Origin of the sequence: Billgrantia endophytica, from assembly GCF_002879615.1 — a bacterium.
Lineage (GTDB): Bacteria > Pseudomonadota > Gammaproteobacteria > Pseudomonadales > Halomonadaceae > Halomonas > Halomonas endophytica.
Genome location: NZ_PNRF01000013.1, coordinates 1 through 16,412, shown reverse-complemented (window position 1 = coordinate 16,412; position 16,412 = coordinate 1). Strand labels below are relative to the sequence as shown.

The 16,412-nt window shown below is 57.8% G+C and carries 14 protein-coding genes; 10 read left to right on the top strand and 4 right to left on the bottom strand.

Annotated features, from left to right (window positions below):
• Positions 1-13 precede the first annotated feature (13 nt).
• Positions 14-1,426: a two-component system response regulator GlrR gene (glrR, locus tag C1H69_RS06735; RefSeq protein WP_422666889.1), complete on the top strand. Its 1,413-nt coding sequence runs from the start codon at positions 14-16 to the stop codon at positions 1,424-1,426.
• Positions 1,427-1,476: 50 nt separating this feature from the next.
• On the opposite strand, the gene C1H69_RS06730 is transcribed toward glrR, so the two are convergent.
• The 4 genes from C1H69_RS06730 to C1H69_RS06715 all read right to left on the bottom strand — a co-directional run bounded on the left by C1H69_RS06730 (position 1,477) and on the right by C1H69_RS06715 (position 4,445).
• Positions 1,477-2,136 carry a hypothetical protein gene (locus C1H69_RS06730; RefSeq protein WP_102652642.1) on the bottom strand — a complete coding sequence of 220 codons (660 nt, stop codon included), beginning with the start codon at positions 2,134-2,136 and terminating at the stop codon, positions 1,477-1,479.
• A gap of 72 nt (positions 2,137-2,208) precedes the next feature.
• On the bottom strand, positions 2,209-3,549 hold the full coding sequence (xseA, locus tag C1H69_RS06725; protein ID WP_102652641.1) for an exodeoxyribonuclease VII large subunit: 1,341 nt from the start codon (positions 3,547-3,549) through the stop codon (positions 2,209-2,211).
• 137 nt (positions 3,550-3,686) lie between these two features.
• The gene (locus C1H69_RS06720; protein ID WP_102652640.1) at positions 3,687-4,142 is read right to left on the bottom strand and encodes a PRC-barrel domain-containing protein; all 456 of its coding nucleotides are present in this window, start codon (positions 4,140-4,142) and stop codon (positions 3,687-3,689) included.
• Positions 4,143-4,247: 105 nt separating this feature from the next.
• On the bottom strand, positions 4,248-4,445 hold the full coding sequence (locus C1H69_RS06715) for a CsbD family protein (RefSeq protein WP_102652639.1): 198 nt from the start codon (positions 4,443-4,445) through the stop codon (positions 4,248-4,250).
• A gap of 234 nt (positions 4,446-4,679) precedes the next feature.
• Between C1H69_RS06715 and guaB the strand changes: the two genes are divergently transcribed.
• From guaB to C1H69_RS06670, 9 genes are all read left to right on the top strand, one after another.
• Positions 4,680-6,149 (top strand): IMP dehydrogenase, encoded by a 1,470-nt coding sequence (gene guaB, locus C1H69_RS06710; RefSeq protein WP_102652638.1) that lies wholly within the window; start codon positions 4,680-4,682, stop codon positions 6,147-6,149.
• 183 nt (positions 6,150-6,332) lie between these two features.
• A complete protein-coding gene (gene guaA / locus C1H69_RS06705) occupies positions 6,333-7,907 on the top strand; it encodes a glutamine-hydrolyzing GMP synthase (protein WP_102652637.1) in 1,575 nt (524 codons plus the stop codon).
• Positions 7,908-8,182: 275 nt separating this feature from the next.
• Complete coding sequence (locus tag C1H69_RS06700; RefSeq protein ID WP_102652636.1) at positions 8,183-8,572, top strand: DUF3010 family protein; 390 nt, start codon at positions 8,183-8,185, stop codon at positions 8,570-8,572.
• 8 nt (positions 8,573-8,580) lie between these two features.
• Positions 8,581-9,663: a protein kinase domain-containing protein gene (locus tag C1H69_RS06695; RefSeq protein WP_102652635.1), complete on the top strand. Its 1,083-nt coding sequence runs from the start codon at positions 8,581-8,583 to the stop codon at positions 9,661-9,663.
• 161 nt (positions 9,664-9,824) lie between these two features.
• On the top strand, positions 9,825-10,943 hold the full coding sequence (locus C1H69_RS06690) for an adenine-specific methyltransferase EcoRI family protein (RefSeq protein ID WP_102652634.1): 1,119 nt from the start codon (positions 9,825-9,827) through the stop codon (positions 10,941-10,943).
• Entirely contained in the window at positions 10,940-12,067 is a 1,128-nt protein-coding gene (locus C1H69_RS06685) for an HNH endonuclease family protein (RefSeq protein ID WP_102652633.1), read from the top strand. The genes C1H69_RS06690 and C1H69_RS06685 overlap by 4 nt, the downstream gene beginning before the upstream one ends.
• A gap of 377 nt (positions 12,068-12,444) precedes the next feature.
• On the top strand, positions 12,445-14,163 hold the full coding sequence (locus C1H69_RS06680; protein WP_102652632.1) for an ATP-dependent nuclease: 1,719 nt from the start codon (positions 12,445-12,447) through the stop codon (positions 14,161-14,163).
• Between the two features lie 2 nt (positions 14,164-14,165).
• Complete coding sequence (locus tag C1H69_RS06675) at positions 14,166-15,338, top strand: UvrD-helicase domain-containing protein (RefSeq protein WP_102652631.1); 1,173 nt, start codon at positions 14,166-14,168, stop codon at positions 15,336-15,338.
• 52 nt (positions 15,339-15,390) lie between these two features.
• Positions 15,391-16,412 (top strand): IS630 family transposase gene (locus tag C1H69_RS06670; protein ID WP_102651695.1). Its coding sequence is split into 2 segments (ribosomal slippage), with 1,021 coding nucleotides annotated over them: positions 15,391-15,777 and positions 15,779-16,412; the frame shifts between segments, so codons are not numbered across the junction. This gene is flagged as partial in the annotation.

Sequence of the window (16,412 nt, the reverse complement as noted above, 5' to 3'; positions counted from 1 at the left end):
GAGAAACGACGTGATGGATGCGGCTCGACTGACTGATGCTCGTAAGTCCGAGGCTCGACATGCCAGCGTCCGGATACCCGGCGCGAAGGTATCCAGCGCACATATTCTGTTGGTAGACGATGACGTCAGTCTCCTGCGCCTGTTGGGCATGCGGCTCGAGAGCCGCGGCTTTCGTGTCACCACGGCCGAGAGTGGCTCGGAAGCGCTGCGCTGCCTGAGTGCCGAGCGGCCCGATCTGGTGCTCTCCGATCTGCGTATGGACGAAATGGATGGCCTGGCGCTGTTCCAGGCGATCCAGCGCCAGGTGCCGGGCCTGCCGGTCATCATCCTGACCGCTCATGGCTCGATACCCGATGCGGTCAATGCCACCCAGCAGGGCGTGTTCAGCTTTCTCACCAAACCGGTGGATCGGGACGAGCTCTTCCAGTCCATCGACGAAGCCCTGTCACAGGCGCCGGCAGGCGGCGAGGGCGACGACGCCTGGCGTGCCGAGATCATTACGCGCAGCCCGGAGATGGAGCGGGTGCTGGAACAGGCGCGCATGGTGGCGGCCTCGGACGTCAGCGTACTGGTCACCGGCCCCTCCGGTTCGGGCAAGGAACTGCTGGCCCGGGCCATTCACCAGGCGAGTCCGCGAGCCGGCAAGCCCTTCGTCGCCATCAACTGCGGTGCCTTGCCGGAGCAACTGTTGGAGAGCGAACTCTTCGGCCATGCCAAGGGGTCGTTCACCGGCGCCGTGAGCGAACACCAGGGCCTTTTCCAGGCGGCCGACGGCGGCACGCTCTTCCTCGACGAGATCGGCGACATGCCGCTGGCCCTGCAGGTCAAGCTGCTGCGGGCCCTGCAGGAGCGCCAGATTCGCCCGCTGGGCTCCACCACCTCGATGCCGGTGAACGTGCGCATCATTTCCGCGACCCACCGGGACCTCGGTCAGGCCATGCACCAGGGCGAGTTCCGCGAGGACTTTTTCTACCGGCTCAACGTGGTGAATCTCAAGCTTCCGCCGCTCAAGGAGCGTGCCGAGGACGTGCCGCTGCTGGCGCGCCACCTGGTGGCCCTGGCGGCGGCGCGGCACAAGCCCTTCGTGAAAGGTTTCTCGCCGGAAGCGCTCAACCTGCTGGCGACCAGCGCCTGGCCGGGCAACGTGCGTCAGTTGGTCAACGTGGTAGAGCAGTGTGTGGCACTGACCCGTTCGCCGATGATCCCCGAGGCCTTGGTGGCCCAGGCCCTGGTCGCTGAAGAGTGTGCCCTGCCCACCTTCAATGACGCCCGCGCCACCTTCGAGCGCAGTTACCTGGTCAAGGTTCTCAAGATCACCGAGGGCAACGTGACACAGGCGGCCCGTATCGCCGGGCGTAACCGAACCGACTTCTACAAGCTGCTGGCCCGGCATGAGCTGGAGCCGAGCACCTTCAAGCCGGAGTGATACGGCGGCGAGTGCGGTAGCCTTTGCTTTCAACTTGCTCGAAAAGCTTGCTAGACGTCGACTGAGACCAACCCCACTCCCCCGCCCAAGGCGGTGGAACCGATCTGGCCCAAGCTGTCATAGAACGAATCGCCGCGAGGTGTGGCGTCGAGGCCGCGGGTGAGCTCGCCCAAGGCCTCCTCGGCCTCTTTCAGATCACGCTTCGATTCTCGGTCGAGTTCGGCCGCCCGCGTACGCAGCAGGTCCATTACCTCCTGCAACCTCTCCTTTGCCAGCTCCAGTAAGGCACGCAGCTCCACATCGCCAGTGGCGGAAGCGGAAGGTGGCTGTGTGGGAGCGACCGATGCAGCCTCGGCCGGTTCCGGCGTGCCTTCTACCTGGGGCTGGACCAGCCCTTCGCGGTGATCCGTGGCGCGCGATGTACTGCCGGCCTGCTTGGCCAGGGCAGCCAGCTCTTGAGCGATCTCCTTGATCTCCCGGGCCAATGCCTTGAGCTGCTGGGGCGAGGCGTATTTCAACATCGCCTTGAGCATTTCCAGGCGCATTAGCAACATGCCGATCTTGTTGCGATCCTTCTCCTTCTTGATCTCATCGGGGCTCGGTAGCGATTGCAACTGTTTCAGCTGCGTCTGCATGCGCTTAGCCAGCGGCGACTCGCCGGTGGAAGGCAGGGGACGGAAAGTCGGGCCGAGGCCGTTGGCCATTTCCATGGGCAGCTTCCGTGTAGCGGAGAAAGGAATATTAGGTATATCGGCGACGCAGAAGAAACCTTTAACTTCTCCCTACTTCAGGCGGCGCTTCACTTCCACTTTCAGCTTCCCTTCGCCCAGCCGGGCCGTCAGTGCCTGGCCGGGCTGGGTGTCGGCCGCCCGCCGCACCACCTTGCCCGAATCGTCCTGCAGGATGGCGTAGCCGCGCCCCAATACCGCCAGCGGGCTCACCGCCTGCAACTGGCGGACCAGGCCGGCAAGCCGTTCGTGCTGGCGGGTCAGGCCGTGCTGCATGGCCTGGCCGAGTCGGGCCCCGGCACTTGCCAGCCGCTTGCCGGCCAGCTCCACCTCACGCCTGGGCGGTCGCGCCGAAAGGCGCCGCTGCAACTGGTCCAGGCGGTAGCATTCTTCGCCAATCCGGCGTTTCAGGGCCCGGGACAGGCGGGCATCGACCTCGTCCAGCATGCGCCGCTGACGGACCAACACCTCGCCGGGGTGGCGCAGCCGTGCCCTCAGGTGATCCAGGCGCTGCGCCTCGCGATTCAGTCGGGCCTGGGTGGTGCGTGTTAGCTGACGCTCCAGGCTATCCAGGCCGCGAAGCAGGTCGTGTCGGTCCGGTACCAGCTGTTCCGCCGCCGCCGAGGGTGTCGGTGCACGCACGTCGGCAGCCAGGTCCGAGAGAGTAGTGTCCACCTCGTGGCCCACCGCCGACATCACCGGCAGCCGTGAATGGAAAATGGCCCGGGCCAGGTTCTCGTCATTGAACGCCCACAAGTCTTCCAGGCTACCGCCGCCGCGGGTGATCAATATCACGTCCTGGCCAGGGTCGAGCGTCTGCTGGCGGTTGAGCAGCCCGAGGGCGGCGATCAATGCCGGCACCGATTCATGCCCCTGCACTGGCACGGGAATCAGCGTGACCTGGGCGAGCGGCCAGCGAGCGGCCAGTACCGCCAGCACGTCGCGGATCGCCGCTCCGGTAGGCGAGGTGAGTACCAGCAGGTGGCGCGGCGGGCAGGGCAGGGGGCGTGCGTTGGCGAAGACCCCTTCTGCGGCCAGGCGCTGTTTCAATCGCTCCAATGCCGCGAGAAGCTCGCCTTCACCGGCGGCCTGCACCGCTTCGGCAATCAGCTGGTAGTCGCCACGGGGTTCGAACAGCGACACGCGTCCGCGTACCTTGACCCTATCGCCATCGCGCATCGGGGCCGCCACGAAGCGGGCACGGGTGCGAAACAGTGCGCAGCGCAACTGAGCGGAGGCATCCTTGAGGGTGAAATAGATATGCCCCGAGGCAGGGCGAGACACTCCGGACAGCTCGCCTTCCACCCACAGCTCGCCGATGCCGCTCTCGAGCAGCTGCCGGGCGCGGCGGTTCACTTCACTGACCGAAAGGGCTGGGTCGTCGGAGCGGGGCATACGGTGTCTTTCCTGACGGGGAAGGCACTACTTTATCATACGGGGCACCAACGAAATGACGCCGGGCAAGGCCCGGCGTCATCATCGTTCAGTACGTCATGACCGGTGGGTCATGACGGTTTCCAGTGTGGCTTACCCTACCAGGAGCCTTCACCGTCGGTGCGGCGCTGCTCACGCTCTTCGTTAAACCAATCCTCGTTGTATTCCGGGAAGTTTTCCAGCTCTTCCTCACTGGCATCGACCACGATGCGGTGGGTGACATTGCCATCACCGAACATCTGGTCGTCGTCGAGTTCGGTTTCCAGGCTGAACTGATCGACATCGACGACGACGTCATCGCCACCCATGCCCCACAGACCGCCGGCGTTCACCACCAGCGCGGTTACCTGCCTGTCATCGTCCAGAAGAATGTTCTCGACGGTACCGACTTCATCGTCGGGATCATCAGCGTGGTAGACATTGGCACCGATAATATCATTGGCTGAATACAGACCCTGTGCCGTTCTGAGATCCTCCTCTGCAACCGCCTGGGTACCGAAGGCAAGCCCACCGGCCATGGCCGCAACAGCGATTGTCATTACACGCTTCTTCATCTTGATTCTCCTTAGACCTATCCTTAGACCTTGGATCTTGATTTGCTGACATCCATGAAAACTGCCTTTCCTGCTTCCTTGCCGATTGAAGCCCTGTCTCAGTTCTTAGAGACCCTTGGCCCAATCGTCGACCTGGCGTTCCGCTTCCTCGCGCTCCAGGCCATACCGCTTCTGCACCCTGCCGATCAACTCATCTTTCTTGCCGCCGACCTGATCCAGTTCATCGTCGGTAAGGTCGCCCCAACTGGAACGAGCCTTGCCTTTCATTTCCTTCCACTTGCCTTCGATCTGGTCCCAGTTCATGTCAACACTCCTATCCTTGAGTGGTTCCGCCTCGAGTGATTCCATGCATGCACTTCTCACCCTAGATCAGGATTGCCATCCTGTAAGTGAGAAGACGTTTCCTTGGGTTGCAAAATGTTTCCGCTTTCGCTGCTGCCACGGCCCGCGTCTACGCATTGCCCGACCCCGAGCCCGCCCGTTATAATGGTCGATTAACCTTCTCCCCTCCCACCAGCGCACTGGGTGTTGCCGATTATGCTCCGCATGGCACAAGAAGCTCTTACGTTCGATGACGTCTTGCTCGTACCCGGCTACTCGGAGGTCCTGCCCAAGGATGTCAGCCTCCGGACCCGCCTGACCCGCGACCTCTTTCTCAACATTCCGCTCGTCTCCGCCGCCATGGATACCGTGACCGAAGCGCGACTGGCTATTGCCATGGCCCAGGAAGGCGGCATCGGCATCATTCACAAGAACATGACTATCGCGCAGCAGGCGACAGAGGTGCGCAAGGTCAAGAAGCACGAAAGCGTGATCGTCAAGGACCCTGTTACCGTGGGCCCCAAGGCCAAGCTCGAAGACCTGCTTGCCATGGCCGAGGAGCACGGTTTCTCCGGCTTCCCGGTGGTGGAGGGCGAGACCCTGGTCGGCATCGTCACCGAGCGCGACATGCGCTTCCAGCCCAACCACGGCGACCGCGTGGCCGACATCATGACCCCTCGCGAGCGCCTGGTTACCGTGACCGAGGACACCACCCTGGACGTGATCAAGTCCAGGATGCAGGAGCACCGCGTGGAGAAGATGCTGGTGGTCAACGACCAGTTCCACCTGCGCGGCCTGGTTACCTTCAAGGATATCGAGAAGGCCCGTACCTTTCCCAACGCTGCCAAGGACATCGACGGCCGCCTGCTGGTTGGCGCCGCCGTCGGCACCGGCCCCGAGACCCAGGACCGCGTGACCGCCCTGGCCGAAGCCGGCGTTGATGCCATCATCGTCGACACTGCCCACGGCCATTCCCGTGGCGTGATCGACCGCGTCGCCTGGGTGAAGGAGCACTTCCCGCACATCCAGGTGATCGGCGGCAACATCGCCACCGCCGATGCCGCCCGCGCCCTGGCCGAAGCCGGCGCCGACGGCGTCAAGGTCGGTATTGGCCCCGGTTCCATCTGCACCACCCGTATCGTGGCCGGCGTCGGTGTGCCGCAGATCACCGCGGTTTCCAACGTGGCCGAGGCGCTCAAGCCCTACGATATCCCGCTGATCGCCGATGGCGGCGTGCGTTTCTCGGGCGACCTGGCCAAGGCGATTGCCGCCGGTGCCAGCGCGGTGATGGTCGGCGGCCTGCTGGCCGGCACCGAGGAAGCCCCGGGCGAGGTCGAGCTGTTCCAGGGCCGTACCTACAAGGCCTACCGCGGCATGGGTTCCATGGGTGCCATGGCCCAGAGCCAGGGCTCCTCCGACCGCTATTTCCAGGACAAGGACGCCGGTACCGACAAGCTGGTGCCGGAAGGCATCGAAGGCCGCGTGCCCTACAAGGGTGTGATGAGCGCCATCGTCCACCAGCTGATGGGCGGCCTGCGCGCCTCCATGGGCTACACCGGCTGCACCGACATCCTGCAGATGCGCACCAAGCCGGAATTCGTGCAGATCACCGGTGCCGGTTTCGCCGAATCCCATGTGCATGATGTGCAGATAACGAAAGAAGCGCCGAACTATCGAGCGGGATAGCGGCGCCGCTGATCTGGCGCCATGCGTTGTCGAAAACGGCCTCAGCATGCTCATTGACAACCACGTCAACTCCGCTGCTTCGGCCGTTTTCGCCTAGCCTGACGCTCAGCCAGCGACACCGCTCGCTCTTACCTATGCCTTGCCCTTGGCCCGCCGCATTACGTTGCCAGTAGAGACGCCCAGATGACCGATATTCACGCCCACAAGATCCTGATCCTCGACTTCGGCTCCCAGTACACTCAGCTGATTGCCCGCCGCGTGCGCGAGATCGGCGTCTACTCCGAGGTTCGCGCCTTCGACATCACCGAAGACGAGATCCGCGAGTACGCCCCCAACGGCATCATCCTTTCCGGCGGGCCGGAGTCCACCGTGGCTGAGGGCTCGCCTCGGGCACCGCAGTGCGTGTTCGAGCTGGGCCTGCCGGTGCTGGGCATCTGCTACGGCATGCAGACCATGGCCGAGCAGCTCGGCGGCGCCGTGGAAGGCTCCAACAAGCATGAATTCGGCTACGCCCAGGTCACCATCGACAGCAGCGACGACATGTTCCGCGACATCAAGGACCATGTGGACCACGACGGCAAGGCGCTGCTCGACGTGTGGATGAGCCACGGCGACAAGGTCGCCCGCGCGCCGGACACCTTCACCGTGACGGCCTCCACCCCGAGCTGCCCCATCGCCGCCATGAGCTGGGCCGAAAAGCACTTCTACGGCGTGCAGTTCCACCCCGAGGTAACCCACACCCTGCAGGGCCAGCGCATCCTTGAGCACTTCGTGGTCGGTATTTGCCAAGCGGAATGCCTGTGGACCCCGGCCAAGATCATCGAGGACCAGATCGCCCGCGTGCGTGACCAGGTGGGCGACCGCCACGTGCTGCTCGGCCTCTCCGGCGGCGTCGACTCCTCCGTGGTGGCCGCACTCCTGCACCGCGCCATCGGCGACCAGCTGACCTGCGTGTTCGTCGATAACGGCCTGCTGCGCAAGAACGAAGGCGCGCAGGTGATGGAGACCTTCGCCAAGCACATGGGCGTCAAGGTGATCCGCGTCGACGCCGAAGCGCTCTTTCTCGGCAAGCTGGAAGGCGAGAACGACCCGGAAGCCAAGCGCAAGATCATCGGCAACACCTTCATCGACGTGTTCGATGAGGAAGCCAGCAAGATCGAAGGCGTCGACTTCCTGGCCCAGGGCACCATCTACCCCGACGTGATCGAATCCGCCGCCAGCAAGACCGGCAAGGCCCACGTGATCAAGTCGCACCACAACGTCGGCGGCCTGCCCGAGACCATGAAGCTCAAGCTGGTCGAACCGCTGCGCGAGCTGTTCAAGGACGAAGTGCGCCGGCTCGGCGTCGAACTCGGCCTGCCGTATGACATGGTTTACCGGCACCCCTTCCCGGGACCGGGCCTGGGCGTGCGTATCCTCGGCGAAGTGAAGAAGGAGTACGCCGACATCCTGCGCGAAGCCGACGCCATCTTCATCGAGGAACTGCACAACGCCGACTGGTACCACAAGACCAGCCAGGCCTTCGCCGTGTTCCTGCCGGTGAAGTCCGTCGGCGTGGTCGGCGACGGCCGCCGCTACGAATGGGTCATCGCCCTGCGCGCCGTGGAAACCATTGATTTCATGACCGCCCGCTGGGCGCATCTGCCCTACGAGCTGCTGGAGACCGTCTCCAACCGCATTATCAACGAGATCGCTGGCGTATCCCGCGTGACGTACGACGTCAGCAGCAAGCCGCCGGCGACGATTGAGTGGGAGTGAGGCACGCCTAGGCAGAACGTCTGATGCGGCTAAGATGATCGGGATCAAGGGTCTACCAAAGGGTAGGCCCTTTTTCTTTGCAATTCGTTACAGGGTCTAGTTAACTCAGGTTAAGGTTGCTGAGACGACCGCCGATAGAACAGGTAGCACAACGCAGACAGGGCTGTCGCAGGGAAAGGATGTCATCCCCGGGCGGTAGCGTGCATTACCAAATAAGTGACGTGCACGTTTTTCTCTGTTCGACGTCATACATGTGAGGCCTGCCTAGGATAAATATGAAAGTATTGGGAATCGAATTCAGCGGCAACAGCCTTCACTATGTGCTAGTGGAAGAAGGCGGAGAAGACTTCCAGGTTCTCCAGAGTAATCGCCTGGTGCTTGCCGAAACCCGTTCCCGAGATGCGTTGATTGCATTTCAAAATGCGATGCAGACATTATACAACGCCACTGCGCCGGACCGCGTAGCAATAAAGGAAAAACCGGAGTCAGGCAGGATGAAGGCGGGCGCTGCAGCGTTAAAAATGGAGGGAATCACATTGGCAAACGCCCCTTGCCCTGTCGAATTTATCTCTGGTGCCCGCATAAATCAATGCACAGCTTCTCGGGGAGTGCTGCCAAAGTACTTTGAGCCTGCGCTAAGGGCCGCCGTAGTAGCCCTAGGATAATACTTTTTATGGAAACTGACGATCTGCCGCCAGCGATAATCGAAGCTTTGGATCATCTGCAGAAACATTACGAAGGCTTCGAACGAAACGATCGAGGCGCAAATGGATACATGATATTCGCGCGAAATTCGGTTTCTCACATGGATGTTGCTATCAAGTTTTATTACGGAGAACCCGGTGATGGTAGGCACGATGAGCCCAGACAGTTGACCGCGGTAGCCAATCCTAATGTATTGCAGATTTTGGACGCAAGGGTGGTTTCCGATGAGTGGGGTTACTTCATTACGCCGCGTTGTTTTGAAGGTGATTTGGATGACTTGATAAGTGCATGCCCGGAAGCGCACCGTGCGATTGATGTGGCTCTCGGTATATGTTCAGGGTGTAGCGCAATCCATGCTCTTAAAATGCTTCACCGTGATCTCAAGCCAGGCAATATCGTGGTTTCGTCAGGACAGCCAAGAATCGCCGATTTTGGTAGTGTCAGGCGGCTTTCTAATGATACAGAAGATATTAATGCATCTAAACACAGCATTCTTTATAGGCCGCCAGAATCCTTCGGATCTGGCCGCTATTCAGTAAGAGGTGATGTCTATCAGATTGGCTTGGTTACCTATCAGCTTCTCGGTGGGTTGTTGCCGTACGACGGGACCGAATATTTTTCAGCGCGCCAGAGGAACGAATATGCTGCAATCGCTGACGAGGTTGAACGATCACTCTTCATAGACGACGTGATTCAACAAAAGGCAGAAGCCGGACGAATGGTTGACATGAGTACGCTGCCAGGATGGATAGATGGTGCATCTCGGCGGGCGATTAAACGAATGACGCACCCTGATCCAAATAATAGATTGGCAAGTACGGCGGATGTGGCCGCAGAACTTACCTCGATGCGAACACGTATTCAAAATTGGCGTTGGCAAAATAACATCCCTACGATCACTCTCCCCACTGGGACAGTTGAACTCAGGCCTACCGAGAATTCGGATATCTATGTTGCGTATAAGGATGCTGGGAATGGTTTCCGGCGAATGCCTAGGATTGATCCCGGTCCTGTCAACCAAATAGCCTCAATTGTGGTGGCGAGGTGCTGAAGCCGAACCAGACGCTGCATCGGATGGCAATTCCGCTACGCTCTATCGCCACCGAAGAGTTTGGGCGTCAATGCCTTTAGGCTTCTCCGAGGGACAGCCAATGCTCCAGCAGGTACAATGAGGGGCGAAACAGAACAACTGTCTGCTAGGAGGCATCACGAATGGCACTTAACGAGGCGTTGAGCGCAAGAAATCGGAACTCAGCAGATGAGTTCTACACTCAGCTTGCCGATATCGAAGATGAACTGCGGCACTACCGTGCACATTTTCAGGGGAAAGTCATACTGTGCAATTGCGACGATCCGTTCGAGAGCAATTTCTTCAAGTACTTTGCCATGAACTTCCATCACCTTGGCCTAAAGAAGCTAATATCGACCAGCTATGCCGGCTCGCCAATCACTGGCAAGCAGTTGTCTCTTTTCGATGTTGAAGGTCTGCGCACCACTCGACCCGTTCGTGGCGTTTACAAGGTTGAGATCACCGAAGTCCCAGACCTCAATGCTGACGGTGCAATTGATCTGCTTGACGTTGAGCACCTTCTGCGCTACGACTCGAATGTTGTTATTCCACTGCAAGATGATGGCGACTTCCGCAGTCCAGAATGTGTAGCTCTGCTGAGCGAGGCCGACATTGTTGTAACGAACCCCCCATGGAGCTTGATTCGGTCATTCATCCCACTGCTCTTGGACCACGGTAAGCAATTCCTCGTGCTCGGCGATCAGAATTTCGTGACGTATCGCGAGATATTTCGAGAAATTCAGAACAATAAACTGTGGTTCGGCTATAACAACGGCGGCACAAAATGGTTCCGAGTGCCCAACGACTACGAGATAAAGACAGAAACACGCAAGAAAATCGTTGACGGGGTTAAATACTTCAGCATGGGACGAGCATGCTGGTTTACAAACCTTGACCACAGTAAGCGCCACGAGCCCTTAACCCTGTATAAGCGTTATTCCCCCGAGGAATATCCAACCTATACTAATTATCCGGCAATTGAAGTTTCAAAGGTTTCCGAAATACCGATGAACTACGATAAAGAAATGGGTGTCCCTGTAACTTTTCTGGATAAGTATAGTCCTGACCAGTTTGAAATTATTGGTCAAAGCATAGAGCTTGCAGAACCCATGTCACGATATGCGGCAAAGGAAGACTACGCCAGCGCATCCGGTCGTATTGTGGGTGGAACCGGAAAATTTTTCGTCCCTATCGGGGACGGAAAGCACCGCGGCGTTTATCAGCGTGTTGTAATTAAGCATGTGAGGGGGGGTGAGGCGTGAAGATTGAGCTAAAAGAGGTGACAATCCGCGATGTCGCCGAAGACTTCGTTGATAACGATGAGCAAGGCGTAACCGGCTATAAAGGCAAGCTCAATATAAGACCAAAGTATCAGCGGGAGTTTGTCTATGATGAGAAAAAGCGAGGAGCTGTCCTAGATACGATCCGAAGAGGATTCCCATTGAATGTTATTTATTGGGCACTTAATGAGGATGGCACCTACGAGGTGTTAGATGGTCAGCAACGCACGATCTCATTTTGTCAGTATGTTGCTGGTGATTTCTCGATTTCGATTGATGGCCGCCCGATGGCCTTCCATAATCTCACACAACCCCAGAAAGAGGCTATTCTCGACTACGAGCTGATGGTCTATGTTTGTGAAGGCAACGAAACCGAAAAGCTCGACTGGTTCCGAACGATTAATATTGCTGGTGAAAAGCTTACCGATCAAGAACTGCGCAATGCCGTCTATACTGGGCCTTGGCTGACTCACGCTAAGTCAATTTTCAGCAAATCCAACGGAGCGGCCTACGGACTGGCTAGCAAGTATGTCCCGGGCTCACCCATTCGTCAGGAGCTGCTGGAGATTGCGCTCAAGTGGAAGTCAGGCGGCAAGATCGAGTACTACATGTCCGATCATCAACACGATCCAACTGCCAACGAGCTATGGACTTACTTCCGGAACGTAATAGAGTGGGTTCAGCTAACGTTCACAACATACCGTAAAGAGATGAAAGGTATCGAGTGGGGGCCGCTCTACGACAAGTTCAAGGATGAGCCGTACGACCCGGCCGAGCTAGAGAAGAGGATTGTCGCCTTAGTGCGTGATCCGGATGTGACCAAGAAAAAAGGGATCTATACGTACATACTCACCGGAGATGAGCGGCACCTGAGCATCCGGCAGTTTGATGACAATATGAAACATGCCGCCTACCAAGCCCAAAACGGCATGTGTGGCGCCGGAGCCAAGTGCAAAACACCAGGAAACGATGATGGTCGTCATGTCTTTGAGCTTGAAGAAATGCATGGTGACCATATCACCCCGTGGTCAAAAGGGGGCAAGACGGTAGCGGAAAACTGCCAGATGCTTTGTATCCCTTGTAATCGCGATAAGAGAGATTTGTGAGGAAGATTATTGGTTCATGACAGGAAAAGCCTAACAAATCGATGCAGGTGATATTAGAGCCACTGCCCATTTTTCTACCGAAAACAGGTGTTGTTTTAAACGCACCAGAGCTCAGGGGCTGTATATCAAAAAAATCTCAATGGCCGCTTCGGCCTGAATGAGAAATTTGAGTCTAGGCTGATGAAACGAACTTGGAAGATGGCGACCCTAGACGGCCTTTTGGGTGCTCTTTTCGGCGCGCGCTGCTGGCTCCTTTGAAATCTTAGCGGCTAGCATGGCGTTATGGACTATTTATCCAAACTTATGGTTCCCCATCATTAGGCTCCATTTTCTAGTAGGCTTCCCAATAACACACGGCACGCTATTCTACATTTCTTATGAAAATTGACTACGTAAAATTAAAGCACTACCGAAATTTTACTGATGCTCACATCAATCTGGCCAACAAAAGCCTGGTGATCGGAAGCAATGACGTTGGAAAAACGAACATGATCCATGCGTTGCGGCTCTTGCTGGACAAGAGTATGTCGGAAGCGGATATCGAGCCGTCAACACGTGATTTCCATTGTGCGCAAGATAGCACGCAGGCTGATTACTTCTTCATTCGGGTTGCGTTCTCCGAAGTAACGCAGGACGCCGTTCTTTCCCAGCTCAAGGGCCTTGTGAGTGCTACTGGTCACTTTTTCCTTGAGTTCCGCGCCACCAGGGCGGACCACAGCTATGAGATTGCTGCCGGCCATGACCCCGATGCGATGGAGGTTATTCCTAGCCGCTTCTATCTGAAGTATCTTCATCTGAAGTACATCCATTCCCAGCGTGACTTGGTGCGATATATCCGCTCGGAGAAGCGTCACCTACTACGTCTTGCGCAGGCGGCCCGCAGCCAGGCTGAGGCGGATGCCGACGCCCAGCAACTGCAGGCGCTAAATGTGCTGCTGGAGTCTGTGAATGATGGGGTGAAGAATCTACACTACGTAGCCGAAGCGACCAAAGACCTCAACGACGAATTGAGGGCGCTCTCCCATCATCATGCAGGGTACAACGTGTCGCTGGATACCGGTGCAATCGGCATTCAGCAGTTCATCGAACAGTTGGAGCTGGGGGCAAGCACCAACGGCTCGCGCGTGATGCTCGGGGGCGACGGCCGCAATAACCAAATCCTGCTGGCCTTGTGGAAGGCCAAGAGCGTGCTTGAGCACGATCAAAGCAGCGAGGTGGTGATCTATTGTATCGAAGAGCCCGAAGCGCACCTGCACCCCCATCAGCAGCGCAAGCTTGCGAGCTATCTTATCAGCGCGTTGCCCGGCCAGACCATTGTAACCTCGCATTCTCCGCAGATCGCTGCAAGCTACCGACCTGACTCGGTCGTCCGCCTACTACGTGACAACGGAGCGTCTCGCGCGGCAAGTCAGGGGCGCTCTGATTGCATCGAGAGTGCATGGACAGGGCTTGGCTATCGAATAAGCATCCTTCCTGCGGAAGCGTTTTTCGCCTCAGCAGTCATGCTGGTCGAGGGTCCGTCGGAAATGCTGTTCTACGCCGCGCTGGCACGCGCACACGGCTTCGATCTTGATCATCACAATATATCCCTGCTGTCTGTCGATGGGGTGGCGTTTGAGGTTTACAAGCGTGTGTTGGACGCGCTGGAAATTCCATGGGCCATGCGAACCGACAACGACATCTCCAATATCCAGCTCGGCCCCCAAGGGTCGCAAGTGGTGTGGCGCCAAGTTGCTGGCATCAATCGCGCTCTGTCGTTGGCAGGTATGCCTACCCAGCCACACCGCCGGACGCCATACGATCAAAGAGCCACGTTAGCAGATGGCACCTGGCAAGCAGTCAGTGTCGCCGTTGCCCCCTATGGCATATTTCTCTCGCAGATCGATCTGGAGCATGACATTGCCACCGAGCTCCCGATGCTGTTGAACGGCTTCAAGGGCCATGCATTGGCTCAAGCTGTCGATTATCTGCAAGGCAAGAAAGCCATCCGTATGCATGAGTTTGTTGAACACTGCGGTGATCAGCTCAGCGCACCGGCCCATGGGCATCTGCTAAAGCCGCTGCTCTATTGCATAAACGCTACTGCGCAGGCCTAATAATGGCTCCCTTCATTCCAAGTGCGGAACAAGACCAAGCCATTCAATGCCAGAGCAACATGGTTATTGTCGCCCGTCCCGGTAGCGGAAAAACCAGCGTTCTGTCATGTAAGGTCAGGCAGCTAGTTTCGGAGCTGCGCCCCTACCAAGGCATCATCGCCATTTCCTTCACTAACAAAGCGAGCGATGAGTTGGAGCGTCGCTGCAAAGCCGACGCTTTCGATGTGAAGAGTTCTTTCTTCGGCACGATAGACGATTTCAGCCTTCGTGAGATCGTGTTTCCGTTCGCGCGGCAGCTGATGCCTGTGGCCGCTGAAATCAAGACGGTCAAGATCAGGGAGCTGCCCGAGTCAGTGACACGCCTGCTGCCGGTAAAACCGATCCAGAACGTTATCGTTGCAGACACGCTAGAATCCCTGCCTTTTTTACAGGGGGCGCTGGCACAGGGATTCGTCCCCCTTGAAGCGGTGGGTATGCTTGCCTGCTACATTGTCAAACAGTCAATTGCCTGTCAGAAATACCTCGTTGCAAGGTATCGCGCCGTGTATATCGACGAGTATCAGGACTGCGGGTATTTTCAGAATCGACTTTTTCAGCAGCTCAAGGCTCTAGGATTGATCGCTGTCGCGGTCGGTGACCTTGATCAATCCATTTACGCATTCGCCCATAAAGACCCAACTTACTTGAGGGACCTTACGCAGCCAGGCAGCGGCTTTGCGTGCTTTTCCATTACCACCAACTTCCGTAGCCATCCGTCCATCAACAACTTTGCGCGTCGCTTACTTGACCCGAATCACCCGATCGTGTCGACGAACGACATGCGAGTGTTCATCAAGACGATCAATGGTGACCAACGTGAGATGAGTGCCTGGTTGGCAACCGCCGTTCCCCATCTCATGCACTACTACCAAGTTGCATCGGCAGATAAGGTCGCTATTTTGTGCCGACATCAGCACTCAGCGCGGTTAATTGCTGACCACCTTGGCCTTGACCACCATCTTTTCGAAGAGAGACCCTTCCAGGCCGCGCCGGCAGCCGAGGCAAGCCTTTTCTCGGATGTGCTGAGGTTGCGCTTCGACCAGCAGTTGACTGCAGAGGCACTGATTGAGCGGTCCGGTGCAACCAAGCTAGCCGCTAACGAACGGCGTGGGCTTCGCCGTGCGTTAAGTACCTGATCAAAAATTTTCGTGTAGAATCCATGCTAGGATCTCTAACACGGATGGAACCATGGCTAGGCGCTTCGTTGCCCCTCTCACTGAATCTGAGCAGCAGACGCTGACCTCCGCCTATCACCACGGTGAGAAGCGCGCCTCACGTCGGCGTGCGCATGCCATCCTGCTGAGTGATCAAGGCCATACCATCGACCAGATCAGTGAGATACTGCAGGTCCGCCGCGATGCCGTATCTCGATGGCTCAAACAGTGGGAGACGTCGGGCCTCGACGGGCTCATCGATAAGCCACGCAGTGGACGCACGCCGATCCTGGATGAGTGCGATCACCAGCGGCTGCAGGAGCTGGTCGCCGAGCAACCTCATCAGATTCGATCTTTGCAGGCACGTCTGCAAGAAGAGACCGGCAAGACGGTCAGCACGGTGACCCTTCGCCGGGCATTGAAAAAAAAATGACTTCAGCTTCAAGCGCATTCGGCACTCCCTCAAGGCGCGGCGTGACGAGACGGATTTCCGCAACACTCAGGGCCTGCTGAAAGCGCTCCAGGAGCGTGAAGACCAAGGGGAACATGAGCTCTACTACTTTGATGAATCGGGCTTCTCACAATCGTCATCGGTCCCATATGCATGGAGCCCCATCGGCAAGCCCTGCGAGGTGACCGCTTACTCTCATAGCCGAAGGCTGAACGTACTGGGGTTCCTCAGCCGTGCCGGGAAGCTGATCTACCACACCGCCACCAAAGCGGTGACCACCGAGACGGTCATCGAAGCGTTTGACCAGTTTGTGGCCCAGAAAGACCCCGATACCTTCGCCGTCGTGGTGCTCGACAATGCCAGCATGCATCGTTCCAAAGCCTTCAGACGGAAGATAGTGGAGTGGATGTCGCATCGTGTACACCTGGTCTACCTATCGGCTTACTCGCCGGAGCTGAATCTGATTGAGATTCTGTGGCGGCAGATGAAGTACGCATGGTTGCCGTTGAGTGCCTATCTCTCGTTTGATCGGCTCTGCAACGAGGTCGATCGCCTACTCGGTGGCTACGGATCTGAGTACGCGATTAATTTTGAAAAGCCACTTA

What these genes read in the sequence shown, in the direction of transcription:
- glrR (WP_422666889.1), top strand. Translation starts at nt 14, where the DNA reads ATGGATGCGGCTCGACTGACTGATGCTCGTAAGTCCGAGGCTCGACAT.
- C1H69_RS06730 (WP_102652642.1), bottom strand. Translation starts at nt 2,136, where the DNA reads ATGGAAATGGCCAACGGCCTCGGCCCGACTTTCCGTCCCCTGCCTTCC.
- xseA (WP_102652641.1), bottom strand. Translation starts at nt 3,549, where the DNA reads ATGCCCCGCTCCGACGACCCAGCCCTTTCGGTCAGTGAAGTGAACCGC.
- C1H69_RS06720 (WP_102652640.1), bottom strand. Translation starts at nt 4,142, where the DNA reads ATGAAGAAGCGTGTAATGACAATCGCTGTTGCGGCCATGGCCGGTGGG.
- C1H69_RS06715 (WP_102652639.1), bottom strand. Translation starts at nt 4,445, where the DNA reads ATGAACTGGGACCAGATCGAAGGCAAGTGGAAGGAAATGAAAGGCAAG.
- guaB (WP_102652638.1), top strand. Translation starts at nt 4,680, where the DNA reads ATGCTCCGCATGGCACAAGAAGCTCTTACGTTCGATGACGTCTTGCTC.
- guaA (WP_102652637.1), top strand. Translation starts at nt 6,333, where the DNA reads ATGACCGATATTCACGCCCACAAGATCCTGATCCTCGACTTCGGCTCC.
- C1H69_RS06700 (WP_102652636.1), top strand. Translation starts at nt 8,183, where the DNA reads ATGAAAGTATTGGGAATCGAATTCAGCGGCAACAGCCTTCACTATGTG.
- C1H69_RS06695 (WP_102652635.1), top strand. Translation starts at nt 8,581, where the DNA reads ATGGAAACTGACGATCTGCCGCCAGCGATAATCGAAGCTTTGGATCAT.
- C1H69_RS06690 (WP_102652634.1), top strand. Translation starts at nt 9,825, where the DNA reads ATGGCACTTAACGAGGCGTTGAGCGCAAGAAATCGGAACTCAGCAGAT.
- C1H69_RS06680 (WP_102652632.1), top strand. Translation starts at nt 12,445, where the DNA reads ATGAAAATTGACTACGTAAAATTAAAGCACTACCGAAATTTTACTGAT.
- C1H69_RS06675 (WP_102652631.1), top strand. Translation starts at nt 14,166, where the DNA reads ATGGCTCCCTTCATTCCAAGTGCGGAACAAGACCAAGCCATTCAATGC.